At 55.3% G+C, this 11,979-nt stretch carries 14 protein-coding genes; 5 read left to right on the top strand and 9 right to left on the bottom strand.

What is annotated here, in order from left to right:
• Positions 1-111: 111 nt before the first annotated feature.
• Positions 112-885: a C40 family peptidase gene (locus AC2FAJ_RS01600; RefSeq protein WP_028012893.1), complete on the bottom strand. Its 774-nt coding sequence runs from the start codon at positions 883-885 to the stop codon at positions 112-114.
• Between the two features lie 338 nt (positions 886-1,223).
• On the opposite strand from AC2FAJ_RS01600, the gene grxD reads away from it, so the two are divergent.
• Positions 1,224-1,571 (top strand): monothiol glutaredoxin 4, encoded by a 348-nt coding sequence (grxD, locus tag AC2FAJ_RS01605; protein ID WP_003832760.1) that lies wholly within the window; start codon positions 1,224-1,226, stop codon positions 1,569-1,571.
• Between the two features lie 44 nt (positions 1,572-1,615).
• On the opposite strand, the gene rnt is transcribed toward grxD, so the two are convergent.
• The 5 genes from rnt to eptA all read right to left on the bottom strand — a co-directional run bounded on the left by rnt (position 1,616) and on the right by eptA (position 6,287).
• A complete protein-coding gene (rnt, locus tag AC2FAJ_RS01610) occupies positions 1,616-2,266 on the bottom strand; it encodes a ribonuclease T (RefSeq protein ID WP_028012894.1) in 651 nt (216 codons plus the stop codon).
• 95 nt (positions 2,267-2,361) lie between these two features.
• Positions 2,362-2,769: a lactoylglutathione lyase gene (gene gloA / locus AC2FAJ_RS01615; RefSeq protein WP_013096923.1), complete on the bottom strand. Its 408-nt coding sequence runs from the start codon at positions 2,767-2,769 to the stop codon at positions 2,362-2,364.
• A gap of 100 nt (positions 2,770-2,869) precedes the next feature.
• Positions 2,870-3,967, bottom strand: coding sequence for an alkene reductase (gene nemA, locus AC2FAJ_RS01620; RefSeq protein ID WP_028012895.1), 1,098 nt, complete (start codon positions 3,965-3,967; stop codon positions 2,870-2,872).
• 53 nt (positions 3,968-4,020) lie between these two features.
• Positions 4,021-4,620: a TetR/AcrR family transcriptional regulator gene (locus AC2FAJ_RS01625; protein WP_059355233.1), complete on the bottom strand. Its 600-nt coding sequence runs from the start codon at positions 4,618-4,620 to the stop codon at positions 4,021-4,023.
• A 41-nt stretch (positions 4,621-4,661) separates the two neighbouring features.
• Complete coding sequence (eptA, locus tag AC2FAJ_RS01630; protein WP_048960364.1) at positions 4,662-6,287, bottom strand: phosphoethanolamine transferase EptA; 1,626 nt, start codon at positions 6,285-6,287, stop codon at positions 4,662-4,664.
• A 149-nt stretch (positions 6,288-6,436) separates the two neighbouring features.
• On the opposite strand from eptA, the gene AC2FAJ_RS01635 reads away from it, so the two are divergent.
• The 3 genes from AC2FAJ_RS01635 (at position 6,437) to sodC (ending at position 8,220) form a co-directional block, all read left to right on the top strand.
• Positions 6,437-6,676, top strand: a complete 240-nt coding sequence (locus AC2FAJ_RS01635; RefSeq protein ID WP_041910339.1) for a DUF1289 domain-containing protein — start codon at positions 6,437-6,439, stop codon at positions 6,674-6,676.
• Positions 6,677-6,724: 48 nt separating this feature from the next.
• A complete protein-coding gene (locus tag AC2FAJ_RS01640) occupies positions 6,725-7,621 on the top strand; it encodes an aldo/keto reductase (RefSeq protein ID WP_028012899.1) in 897 nt (298 codons plus the stop codon).
• Positions 7,622-7,701: 80 nt separating this feature from the next.
• Positions 7,702-8,220, top strand: a complete 519-nt coding sequence (sodC, locus tag AC2FAJ_RS01645; RefSeq protein WP_045630184.1) for a superoxide dismutase [Cu-Zn] SodC — start codon at positions 7,702-7,704, stop codon at positions 8,218-8,220.
• Here the strand turns inward: sodC and AC2FAJ_RS01650 are convergent.
• The 3 genes from AC2FAJ_RS01650 to AC2FAJ_RS01660 are packed head-to-tail and all read right to left on the bottom strand — an operon-like array spanning position 8,199 to position 11,331.
• Positions 8,199-10,232 carry an FUSC family protein gene (locus AC2FAJ_RS01650; RefSeq protein WP_485453731.1) on the bottom strand — a complete coding sequence of 678 codons (2,034 nt, stop codon included), beginning with the start codon at positions 10,230-10,232 and terminating at the stop codon, positions 8,199-8,201. The genes sodC and AC2FAJ_RS01650 overlap by 22 nt on opposite strands.
• Positions 10,232-11,092: an efflux RND transporter periplasmic adaptor subunit gene (locus AC2FAJ_RS01655; RefSeq protein ID WP_485453732.1), complete on the bottom strand. Its 861-nt coding sequence runs from the start codon at positions 11,090-11,092 to the stop codon at positions 10,232-10,234. Before AC2FAJ_RS01655 ends, AC2FAJ_RS01650 begins: the two co-directional genes overlap by 1 nt.
• A gap of 2 nt (positions 11,093-11,094) precedes the next feature.
• Positions 11,095-11,331 (bottom strand): DUF1656 domain-containing protein, encoded by a 237-nt coding sequence (locus AC2FAJ_RS01660; RefSeq protein ID WP_041910333.1) that lies wholly within the window; start codon positions 11,329-11,331, stop codon positions 11,095-11,097.
• Between the two features lie 186 nt (positions 11,332-11,517).
• Between AC2FAJ_RS01660 and slyA the strand changes: the two genes are divergently transcribed.
• Positions 11,518-11,958 (top strand): transcriptional regulator SlyA, encoded by a 441-nt coding sequence (gene slyA / locus AC2FAJ_RS01665; RefSeq protein ID WP_028012904.1) that lies wholly within the window; start codon positions 11,518-11,520, stop codon positions 11,956-11,958.
• Positions 11,959-11,979 lie beyond the last annotated feature (21 nt).

The raw sequence follows: 11,979 nt of genomic DNA on the forward strand, positions 1-11,979 counted from the left end.
TTATTGTATTTTGTGTTGCCAATAACCCTACAGACAACAAGGACAGGATAGCAAATTGAAAGGGTATGCAAAAGAGGAACTTACCCTGCCGCAGATGCGGCAGGGCAGGGATTAACGAATGGTTTTTGGCGTCATGACGCGACGCGCGCCGACGTAATGACGTACCCAGTAATCTTCGCTGAGCGAGGTGATCTGAATGTCCTGACCGCTGCGCGGAGACTGGATGAATTTCCCGTTGCCGACGTAGACGCCCACGTGGTCAGCCGTACCGCGACCCTGCGTGCGGAAGAAGACCAGGTCGCCGTTTTCCAGCTCACCCCGGTTAACCGGTGACGCATCGCGCAGGTGATACATCTCATTGGCGGTACGTGGAATACGGAATTTAACCAGATCTTTGTAGGCGTAATAGACGAGGCCGCTGCAGTCGAAACCGGTACGCGGCGAACTGCCGCCCCAACGATAAGGCTTGCCAATCTGCCCCATCAGTTTATTCATCGCGGTTTTTTGCGCTTTTTGCACACGCACTTTATGCACATCCGCCAGCTTTGTTACCTTCGTGCATTTTGCTTTATGGCCTTTACGGGTAATGCATTTTTCTGTAACGAGGTTAGCGGCGGTCTGCGAAGCTTTATTTTTGGCGGTGCGGGTAGTGCGGGAAGATTTTGTTTTCGTCTTGCTGGAAGCGGTTTGTTTAGTCTGAGCGGTGGTTTTTTTCTTGTCGTTCTTGCTGCTGGTTTTTTTCTTACGTTCTGTGGCTTTCACCAGATGGCTTTTTTGTACAGCAGATTGCCGCGCCTGCTGAGAGGCGTTTGCCGCTGGCGTTAACGTGAGTGATGTAAACAGTAAAGCACAGAGCGTGATCGAGATTTTAGTTATCCGCGCCACTGGGCAGTCCCCTGATATATGCAGGTCATCAATAATACCCGCGTGTGATTTACAAAGCCCGTCGATTCTAATCCATAAAAACCCGAGAAGTTAATAGCATTTTTCAATCTAAAAACGTGTTTCGTTAGCAAGTGCAAAAAAATTCATCGTTCTGACGCACAATTGTTCACTCTCTAAGCAAAACCCTGACGGGCGAAGGGGTAAACACCATTTGCAATGCAACTTTTGTGGAGTCGGGGTAAAATATATAAACGTGACGAAAATGTTATTTTCCGATGCCAGCCTGACCCGCTACAATGTCAGACTACTGCCGTAACAGAAGTTAAAGGAAGCAAGACATGAGCACCACTATTGAAAAAATCCAGCGCCAGATCGCTGAAAACCCGATTCTGCTGTATATGAAAGGTTCTCCGAAGCTGCCAAGCTGCGGCTTCTCCGCGCAAGCGGTTCAGGCGCTTTCAGCCTGTGGTGAGCGTTTTGCTTACGTTGATATCCTGCAGAACCCGGACATCCGCGCTGAGCTGCCAAAATACGCTAACTGGCCGACCTTCCCGCAGCTGTGGGTAGACGGCGAGCTGGTGGGCGGCTGCGATATCCTGATTGAGATGTATCAGCGCGGCGAACTGCAGCAGCTGATCAAAGAGACGGCGGCGAAGTACAAAACGGAAGAGCCGGACGCTGAATAATTTTCTGCGTTAATAAAAAAGCGACCTGAAGAGGTCGCTTTTTTTTATTCTTCACTGTCGCCCATCGGCAGCGGCCAGCCGCCCAGACGCTTCCAGCGGTTGACGATCTCACAGAACAGCTCTGCGGTGCGCTCCGTATCGTATAAGGCGGAGTGCGCCTGGGTACCGTCAAACGGTATACCCGCCGTAATGCAGGCTTTGGATAAAACCGTTTGTCCCAGCGCCAGGCCGCTTAGCGCGGCGGTGTCGAAGGTCACGAACGGGTGGAAAGGGTTGCGTTTGAGCGATGCGCGTTCGGCCGCCGCCATGGTAAAGCTGTGATCGAAGGTGGCGTTATGGGCTACCATGATGGCGCGGCTGCAGTTGCTCTCTTTCATGCCTTTACGCACCATTTTAAATATGGCGTGCAGCGCATCATATTCACTGACTGCACCACGCAGCGGGTTATGCGGATCGATACCGTTAAACGCCAGCGCCTCCGGCTGTAAGTTTGCCCCTTCGAAAGGTTCAATGTGGAAATGCAGCGTGGTGTCCGGTGTAAGCCAGCCCTGTTCATCCATCTTCAGCGTGATGGCGGCAATTTCGAGCAGCGCATCGGTTTTAGCGTTAAATCCGGCTGTTTCTACATCAATGACAACGGGATAAAAACCACGAAAACGGTCGCACAGACCGCTAAATTGAGCGTTATCGGACATCAGGGTCTCTTACAAGGGGAAAAAGCAGTGCGCATTATGGCAAATTTTGCAGGGTGATGCAGTAAAACTACGGGCGCATGTTGCGCCCTGAGGGATCAGTTGCCCAGACCGCGACCCGCGTCTTTGGCTTCAATCAGCTCGATCTTGTAACCGTCCGGATCTTCTACAAAGGCAATAACGGTGGTGCCGCCTTTTACCGGGCCGGCTTCGCGCGTGACGTTACCGCCGTTGCTGCGAATGCGTTCACACGCCTCGGCCGCGTTGTCCACTTCCAGCGCGATATGGCCGTAGGCGGTGCCCAGTTCATAGCTGTCTACGCCCCAGTTGTAGGTCAGTTCAATGACCGCTTCATCCGTTTCCGGGCCGTAACCCACGAACGCCAGCGAGTATTTGTATTCCGGGTTTTCGCTGGTGCGCAGCAGCTTCATGCCCAGGACGTTAGTGTAGAAATCGATAGAACGTTGCAGATCGCCAACGCGCAGCATGGTGTGAAGTAGGCGCATAATTTCCTCATTAACCAATGGAATAGACTATTTTTTTGAACAGAAACGATGTTTTAGTATAGCGGCGAAGTATCGCCGCTATCAATGAACAATGGCGAGATTACAGTGAAGGGTAGTCGGTGTAGCCTTCCGCGCCGCCGCCGTAGAAGCTCTCAGGACGCTGCGGGTTCAGGGCCGCTTTCTGCTGCAGTCGAGCAACCAGATCCGGGTTGGCAATATAGTCGCGGCCAAACGCCACGGCGTCGATCAGCCCTTTATTAATCAGATCCTCGGCTTTCTCAGGGGTATAAGCGCCCGCACCGATGATCACCCCGTGGAAGCGCTCGCGCACTTTCTGACGGAAGGCTTCCGTATAAGGCTTACCGCCGGCCCAGTCCGGCTCGGACATGTGCAGATAGGCAATGCCGCGTTTCGCCAGCTCTTCAATCAGATACAGCGCGTCCGCTTCTTCATTCGGACCGTTGTCGACGTTCTGGAACGTACCGATTGGGGAGACGCGGATACCGATACGGTCCGGGCTCCACTCCTGACAAACGGCGTCAACCACTTCCAGCACCAGGCGGGCGCGGTTTTCGACGCTGCCGCCGTACTGGTCGGTACGATGGTTAGACGACGGTGACAGGAACTGGTGCAGCAGGTAACCGTGCGCGGAGTGCAGCTCAACCAGGTCAAAACCGGCTTCGCGGGCGTTGGCCACGGCCTGACGGAAATCGTTCACGATACCCGGGATCTCATCCAGCTCCAGCGCGCGTGGCGTAGAGGTGTCGACGCGGATCGCGTTGCCGTTTTCATCGCGCAGGGAGGTGCGGGTGTTCGCGTTCAGGGCAGACGCTGAAACCGGCGCCTGACCGCCAGGCTGAATGCTGCTGTGGGAGATACGACCGGTATGCCACAGCTGGACCGCAATGCGACCGTCTTCAGCGTGAACGCCCGCGGTGATTTTCTGCCATGCGGCGATCTGCTCCGGGCTGTGCAGCCCCGGCGCACCCGCATATCCCTTGGCCTGAGCAGAAATCTGCGTGGCTTCAGTGATGATCAGGCCAGAGCTGGCGCGCTGACGATAGTATTCACCCATCAGTGGGGTTGGGATATCACCCGGCTCAATGCTGCGCAGACGGGTAAGCGGAGCCATAAACACGCGGTTTGGCGCGGTGACGGCACCCACTTTTAAGGGGGTAAATAATTTTTCAGCTGACATAACGACTCCTGAGTAGACCAGTCGACTAGTGATAACGAAAATAAAAACGCCTGCTAAGCGCCAGGCGCAGTAATCGTACTTTTCACATGTGCCAGCGCGCTTTCGAGCGGCACGGCACTGCGAGAAATTTTAGCCTGCAGGTTGGCGCCTAACCAGAGGGAGTAGAGCACCTGAGCCTGCGTTAAGGGATCCCCGGGGAAGGCGAGCGTATTTTCTTCGCGCCCCTTCGCCAGCGCCTGCGCCAGCAGGGCGATAACGCCGCTGGCGCCTTTATCCATTGCAGTGCGCATATCTTCTGAGAGATCGCACACTTCGGCAGAGAGTTTAACCGTCAGGCATCCGCTGATAATGCCCTGCTGACAGAACTGGTTCAGCGTTTCCTGGTAGTAGTTCAGAACACGATCCCGATAGTTACCTTCCCCCGTGGCGAAGTGGGTCGCGAGGCGCTGGTGGTAAGCAGCATAGTGCCGCTCCAGCATCGCCACGCCAAAGGCCTCTTTGGACCGAAAGTAGTGATAAAACGACCCTTTCGGTACCTCAGCGGTTTTTAATAGCTCGCTCAACCCCATACCGGTGAAGCCGCGGTGCATGCACAGCCGCTCGCCGGTCGCCAGGAGATGTTCGCGCGTGTCGTGTTCAGTATTTCTGCTCATGGATTCACTCTAATAGACCGTTCGGTCTAATGCAAGCGCTGTTACCGGCGACACGCATTCAGAATGTCCAACTGTTGCTGATAAACGCTTGATTTAACGTCCATCATGCCCAGCACCGTCGAGAATAAATTGTCCTGCGAAACCGCATTTTTTGCTGCGTGGTCGCGTAAACACTGCGCGTTGATGCCAAAGTTTTTCGCATAGTCCGGGGACAGCCAGAACATAAATGGAATGTGCGTCTGCTGCTCCGGCGCCAGCATGTACGGCGTGCCGTGCAGATAAATACCGCTTTCACCGAGCGATTCCCCGTGATCCGAGAGGTAAATCAGCGCGGTGTTCATGTTCGCCTGACGGGCTTTCAGCGCATCAATGGTTTTGCTGACCATGCTGTCGGTATACAGGATGGTATTGTCATAGGTGTTCATCAGCGCCTGATGGTCGCAATCCTGAATTTCGTTGGTGTCACAGGTGGGGGTGAATTTACGGAAATTATCCGGGTAACGGCGATAGTACGCCGGGCCGTGGCTGCCCATCAGGTGGATAACCAGCACCGTGTCCTGCTTCAGACCGTCCAGCACGTTGTCCAGGCGGTAGAAATTCACGTCATCAATACAGGACTGGTCTTTGCAGAACTGATCCAGCTTCCACTGCGTCATGTCGGTATGGGGAATACGATCGCAGGCACCTTTACAGCCACCGTCGTTGTCGCGCCACAGGAGGTTGATACCCGCATGGTTGAGCACGTCGAGCAGCCCTTCCTGATGGTGCGCCAGGTCAGCATCGTATTTGCTGCGCGTCATACCGGAGAACATGCACGGAACGGATACGGCGGTTTCAGTGCCGCACGATGAGGCCTGCGGGAAGTTAATCACATCCTGCTTTTTCAGCTCGGGGTTGGTTTCACGCCCGTAGCCATTGAGGGAGTAGTTCGCCGCGCGCGACGCTTCGCCGATGACCAGCACCAGAACGGTTTTCTTCTGCTGACCCGTAATCAGCGCGCCTTTGTGCGCATCTTCGCCAATCCGCACCAGCGTTTGATCGCCGGCAAACCAGCGCATCTTGCTGTATTTCACCACGGCGCTGACGTAGTTCGCCGGAGTGACCATTTTGACGATGCTTTTGTTATTGCGGAACAGCGACGCGTAATCTTTATAAAACACCGCGGCGATAAGAATAATCACCAGCAGGGCACCGAGCATCGCGGCAACACGCGTCAGCAGGGCGTACCACCATTTGCCGGTACGAATGCGGGTCAGCGCCAGCACCAGGGATGGAACAAGACCGGCTATGACAATCCACAGAATCATCTGCGGGGTCACCAGCGCGGTGGCTTCCTGGGAGTTAGTTTCGAACACGTTCACAATCATGTTCTGATCGATGACCGCACCGTAGGTAAACATAAAGTAAGTTGCCGCAGCGCACCCGACAGTTAAGACGATCATCAGCGGCTTACGGATATACGGGATATTGAGCAGGCTAAATACAATGACCCAGCCACAAAACAGCACCACCGGCACGGATGCGGCGAAGAGAATATCGTGCAGATGCGCAGGGGCAATAATGGCCCAGCTGCGCTGGATAAACAGCCCGTTAAGCAGAGTAAAAAAGAGTGCACAGCCCAGAGTAAATTTTATGTCGTTACATTGTAACTTTTTACTTAACCACATCGATCGTAAAACCTGTCATTGTCATGATGTGGCGAGTATAGAGAGGGAAGATTAGTGAAACCTTAATGCCACAAAACTGTGGTAAAGCCCTTGCACGCGGCGCTTTTAGCGTCTTCACTGTAGGTGAGAGAGGTAAACCGGAGGTGAGTGTGGCAGAGCAACTGGAGTTTTTCCCCATCCAGAGCCCGTGCCGGGGGATTTGTCAGTCAGATGAACGCGGTTATTGCCGCGGGTGCATGCGTACCCGTGACGAGCGTTTTAACTGGCAAAACTTCAGCGACACGCAAAAGCAGGATGTGCTGCGCCTCTGCAGACAGCGACTTCTGCGCAAAATCCGCGCAAGCAAAGCCTCTGAGACCGAAGAACCCCAGCAACCTTCACTGTTTTAATGCGGTAATTGCGTATACTCATGACATCACGTCCTTGAGGAAAATGTTATGGTTCAGCGTATTACCCTTGCCCCCCAGGGGCCAGAATTCTCCCGTTTTGTGATGGGCTACTGGCGCCTGATGGACTGGAATATGTCCCCCCTCCAGCTGGCAAGCTTTATTGAAGAGCATATCGATTTAGGGGTAACAACCGTCGATCATGCGGATATTTACGGTGGCTATCAGTGTGAAGCCGCCTTTGGCGAGGCGCTCAAGCTGGTTCCGGCACTCCGGGAGCGCATGGAGATCGTTACCAAATGCGGTATTGCCACCACGGCCAAACCGGAGCATGCCCTCGGCCACTACATCACCGACAGCGCCCATATCATCAAGAGCGCCGAGCAGTCGCTGGTCAATCTGGCAACCGATCGTATCGACCTGCTGCTGATTCACCGTCCGGACCCGCTGATGGATGCCGACGAGGTGGCGGAAGCCTTCCTGAGTCTGCATCAGAGCGGGAAGGTGCGTCACTTCGGCGTCTCCAACTTTACCCCGGCCCAGTTTGCGCTGCTTCAGTCTCGTCTGCCGTTTACGCTCGCCACTAACCAGGTTGAGATCTCCCCGGTGCATCAGCCGCTGCTGCTGGATGGTACGCTCGACCAGCTGCAGCAACTGCGCATTCGCCCGATGGCCTGGTCGTGCCTCGGCGGTGGACGCCTGTTTAATGATGATGCGTTCCAGCCGCTGCGCAATGAGCTGGAAACCATCGCCCGCGAGCTGAACGCCCAGAGCATAGAGCAGGTGGTTTACGCCTGGATCCTGCGTCTGCCGTCAAAACCGCTGCCGATTATTGGCTCCGGGAAAATTGAACGCGTCCGTTCCGCGCTGGCCGCCGAAGAGCTGCAGATGACTCGCCAGCAGTGGTTCCGCATCCGCAAGGCCGCGCTGGGTTACGACGTGCCTTAGACCGCAAGAAGGTGACTTTCCGGTGAAATCTGTGCCCCTGGTATACACTTAAGGGGCAAAAAATAACCAGCGGAGGTCATATGAAGCGTTTTACTCTGGCATTGGTCACGCTGGTTGTTTGCGCAGGGGCGCAGGCAGCCAGCGACGAAGTAGAAATGAATCTCGTCACCTCACAGGGTGTGGGGCAGTCCATCGGGACGGTGAAAATCACCGAGACCGATAAAGGGCTGGAATTCGCACCCGATCTTAAAGCACTCCCGCCGGGCGAACACGGCTTCCATGTTCATGCCAAAGGGAGCTGTCAGCCAGCCATGAAAGAGGGCAAACCGTCGGCAGCGGAAGCAGCAGGGGGCCACCTCGACCCGCAGAATTCAGGCAAACATGAAGGGCCTGATGGTATGGGACACCTGGGCGACTTGCCGGTGCTGGTGGTAAACAATGACGGTAAAGCCACGGATCCGGTCGTGGCCCCGCGGCTGAAAAAGCTGGATGAGGTAAAAGGCAAAGCGCTGATGATCCATGTGGGCGGCGATAACATGTCCGATCAGCCTAAACCGCTTGGCGGCGGCGGGGCGCGCTATGCCTGCGGCGTAATCTGATCCCCAATCGTTCCCGGCGGGGGCGCCTGTTCCAGCTGCGACAGCGAGCAGTGCAGGCGCCAGATTATCGAGGCCAAATCGCGCGCTGCGGGAAGATGATGCCGGGCAAGTGTGTCGCAGATCCGCTGCAGTTCAGCCAGCGTGGCCTCCAGAGGCCGCTGCTGAACGCCGCGCTCGCTCATCACATCGCGTAGCAGAGAGATACACACATCACGTACCTGCGACAGCGGATCGGAGCGCGTTTCCCATGCGCGAAGCTGCCAGACCACGTGCGAGCAGTTCAACAGCACCACCCCCCAGCGCAGCAGCCAGCGTCGGGACAGCGCGTCCTGGCTGTTATTTAACTGGCTGACGTGGTGATAAACCAGCGATTCATACTCGCTTTCTTGCAGATGCGGCTTGCGGCTGAGCTGGTCGACAAACCCTCTGCGCAATTCACGGATATGTCGACGGCTTTTGCGTGCGTCAGAGCCGGGACGCAACACCGCGAAGGCCAGCCACGCCAGCCCGACGCCAAGAATCTTTGCCAGGTTGTCATTCAGAAAAGCGGCGTAATCATAAACCGGCGGATTCGTCACGGAGATAAACGAGCCCATAAAGACAATCAGCTGCCCCCACAGACCCGCCAGTTTCGGCATTTGCAGCTTAAGGAGCTGCATCGTAGTTAGCAGCGGAAACAGGAACAGCAGAAACTGCCAGAGATCGCTTATCTGCACCATCAGGCCAAACTTCACCACATAACTGAACAGTGATAGTAAAACAAGCGTTCGCAGCAGCAGCGTAAGCGAGTTAAACGGCGAGGCCGCGACGGAGTAAAGCACGCAGCTGATAGCGGCAAGCGTTAACGCCGCCGAACCTGACTCCCACTGCGTGGTAATGCTCCACGCCCCCACCAGCATCAGTGCGCAGAAGGTGCGAAAACCGCTCCACAGCGCTTCCAGATAATCGGTGTGACGTGCGAGAGCCGGGCTGCCGGGAACGGCGAACTCCGTGACCGGGGTAGCATTCTCTACCGCCTTAATCCAGCGGCTGCTGCGCAGGTATAGCCGACAAAAGTAATTCAGACGCTGCCAGAAGGCGCGATGGCGGTAATCATATTCATCCACCGGAGCGAGCGGGGCGATGATCTTCGCGACGGTATAGATGTCCGCATCCGGTCGAGCGAGCGCCGCGAGCAGGGTTTCGATTACCGCGCGGGTGTTTTCTGGCGGTGTCGGCCAGTTGAGCAGCATTCGGCGCAGGCTGGAGATAGCGCTGGTCATGCGCAACTGCTGGTGCAATAAATAGTTAAGCAGCGTGTTCTGACGGCGAAAACGGTAATGGCTCCAGAACGCCTGAATTCGCAACAGATTCATGGTCAGGATCTGCCCGATAACCTTTTCATGCGCGAGGCGGATGTCATCGCTGGTATCCGGTTGCCACAGCAGGCTCGCATGTTCCAGCAGCCGGGTATGCATGGTTTTCAGCGCAGTGATAAGCGCAGTGCCGTCAGAGGTGCTGGGCAGGATCATCATCATAAATCCGCCGCAGAGGATCCCGACAATGACTTCGCAGACGCGCGCCTGTGCGATATCCCATAGCTCGGTGGTGTCGAGCACGTTGACGACCGGGAAGGCGATAATGGCGGCGGTATAGCCCGCCAGCTGGAAAGCATAGGCCACGTTATTGGTGAAATGGGCGCAGGCCCAGGTACAGCAACCCAGCCATGCCGCCATGCTCAGCAGGAACAGCCACGGATCGTTCAGCGTGTGGCCCGCGATAATTAACGCCGCGGTGGCACCCAGCAGGCTACCTGCAATACGGCCAAGACTTTTGCTGATCACCCCGCCAACGGTGGGGAAGCTTACCACCGCCGCGGAGGTCATCGCCCAGTAGGGTTCATCCAGGTTCAGATAATAAGCAACAGTCAGCGCCAGGCACATGGCAATGCCGTTACGCAGCGCGTAGCGCCACTGGGGGCGCGTCGCTTTCATCCACGGCGTGTTTTGCCAGGAGAGCGCCTGCAGCTTCATTAACGGGTTCCGATAGAGACAGTGCAGGTGGTGCCGGAAACCAGCGTGATGTCCTCCGGTAAACGGTCAAACTCCACGCGCACAGGCACGCGTTGAGCAAGGCGCACCCACGGTACGTTCGGCTTGATGTCCGGCACCAGCCCGGAATCCGTTTCAACGCTTTGATCGTAAATGGCGCGGCCAATGCTGGAAACGTGACCCTGTAACTTTTGCGTGCCACTATACAGCGTTATGGCGGCGGGTACGCCTTCATGTATATGCCGAAGCTTGGTCTCTTCGAAATAGCCCACGACGTAGAACGAGTGGCTGTCGACAAGAGCAAAAACTGGCTGACCGGCGGTGGCGTAGTTACCCACTCGGGCAGAAAGGTTAGTCACCCATCCATCTACAGGTGCGGTAATCACGGTTTGGGTTAATTCCCACTGTGCCTGCTTAAGCGTCGCCTGGGCTACGTTGACGCTTGCCTGCATGGCCTTGACGTTAAGGTTGGCGGTATCCAAATCTTCCGCTGAGATGTAGTTTTGCGATAAATGACGGCGGCGATTGGCTTCGTTATTGGCCTTCGCCAGGTCTGACTGGGCTTTTGCCAGCTGCGCCTGGGCATTCAGAACGGCAATATGGTAGGGGGTATCGTCGATACGAAACAGTTCCTCTCCCTTTTTAACATACTGGTTATCCTTCACCAGGAGCGTGGTAATGCTTCCCGACACCTGGGGGGTGATGCTGACCTGCTCGGCGCGAACTTTGCCGTCACGCGTCCAGGGGGACTGCATATAAAAATTCCAGAGCCACCAGCCGGCGATCAGCGCGAGGAAAAGGACAAACAGGGTGGAAAAGTACTTCAGCGTTTTCAGAGGCATATTCACCACACGGTCAAAACAGCAAGGCCCAGACTGACACAGAGGGCGAATAGGGAGAGATCCATCAACATGGGATGCCAGATTTCGCCGGAGTACATCCAGTCGCGAAGCAGGCGATGCGCGATGAGCCAGAGAACAAAGCCCACCAGCACGGCTTTAAACAGGGGAGGAAAGTAGACTGACGCACCGAAGATCAGGTCCTGAAGGGGTAAACCTTCTGAGCGATGAAAAAAGATCACAGGCAGAAATCCTTTGCAGTGAACAGAATGCCGCGTTGGCTTGTCTGAGTATGAAGAAGCATCATAATTCAGTGTAAGTCATACTTTTGAGTCCGATGAATGCAGTATTGCATTTGTTTTGCCAATACAAATGCTGCACACTATTCTAAAATCAGTATAATAACTTAGCAAGCTAATTATAAGGAGATGAAATTGGAATCGCCATTAGGTTCTGATCTGGCAAGGTTGGTACGCGTCTGGCGTGCTCTGATTGACCATCGCCTGAAACCTCTGGAACTGACGCAGACGCATTGGGTCACGTTGCACAACATTCATCAGCTGCCGCCCGACCAGTCGCAAATTCAACTGGCTAAAGCGATAGGCATTGAGCAACCGTCGCTGGTGCGCACGCTTGACCAACTGGAAGAGAAGGGACTGATCTCCCGGCAAACCTGCGCCAGCGATCGTCGCGCCAAGCGCATTAAGCTGACGGAGAAAGCGGCGCCTATCATCACTGAAATGGAAGCGGTGATCACCAAAACGCGCGGTGAAATCCTTTCAGGGGTTTCACCGACGGAGCTGGAAATGCTCATCAGCCTCATTGCGCGCCTTGAGCAAAACATCCACGAGCTACAGTCTCGCGACTGACCAGACAACACGGCCTTGCAT

Source organism: Enterobacter cloacae complex sp. 385G4, assembly GCF_057320665.1.

Excerpts from the sequence above, each read along its gene's own strand:
- grxD (WP_003832760.1), top strand. The coding sequence starts at position 1,224 with ATGAGCACCACTATTGAAAAAATCCAGCGCCAGATCGCTGAAAACCCG.
- rnt (WP_028012894.1), bottom strand. The coding sequence starts at position 2,266 with ATGTCCGATAACGCTCAATTTAGCGGTCTGTGCGACCGTTTTCGTGGT.
- gloA (WP_013096923.1), bottom strand. The coding sequence starts at position 2,769 with ATGCGCCTACTTCACACCATGCTGCGCGTTGGCGATCTGCAACGTTCT.
- nemA (WP_028012895.1), bottom strand. The coding sequence starts at position 3,967 with ATGTCAGCTGAAAAATTATTTACCCCCTTAAAAGTGGGTGCCGTCACC.
- AC2FAJ_RS01625 (WP_059355233.1), bottom strand. The coding sequence starts at position 4,620 with ATGAGCAGAAATACTGAACACGACACGCGCGAACATCTCCTGGCGACC.
- eptA (WP_048960364.1), bottom strand. The coding sequence starts at position 6,287 with ATGTGGTTAAGTAAAAAGTTACAATGTAACGACATAAAATTTACTCTG.
- AC2FAJ_RS01640 (WP_028012899.1), top strand. The coding sequence starts at position 6,725 with ATGGTTCAGCGTATTACCCTTGCCCCCCAGGGGCCAGAATTCTCCCGT.
- sodC (WP_045630184.1), top strand. The coding sequence starts at position 7,702 with ATGAAGCGTTTTACTCTGGCATTGGTCACGCTGGTTGTTTGCGCAGGG.
- AC2FAJ_RS01650 (WP_485453731.1), bottom strand. The coding sequence starts at position 10,232 with ATGAAGCTGCAGGCGCTCTCCTGGCAAAACACGCCGTGGATGAAAGCG.
- AC2FAJ_RS01655 (WP_485453732.1), bottom strand. The coding sequence starts at position 11,092 with ATGCCTCTGAAAACGCTGAAGTACTTTTCCACCCTGTTTGTCCTTTTC.
- slyA (WP_028012904.1), top strand. The coding sequence starts at position 11,518 with ATGAAATTGGAATCGCCATTAGGTTCTGATCTGGCAAGGTTGGTACGC.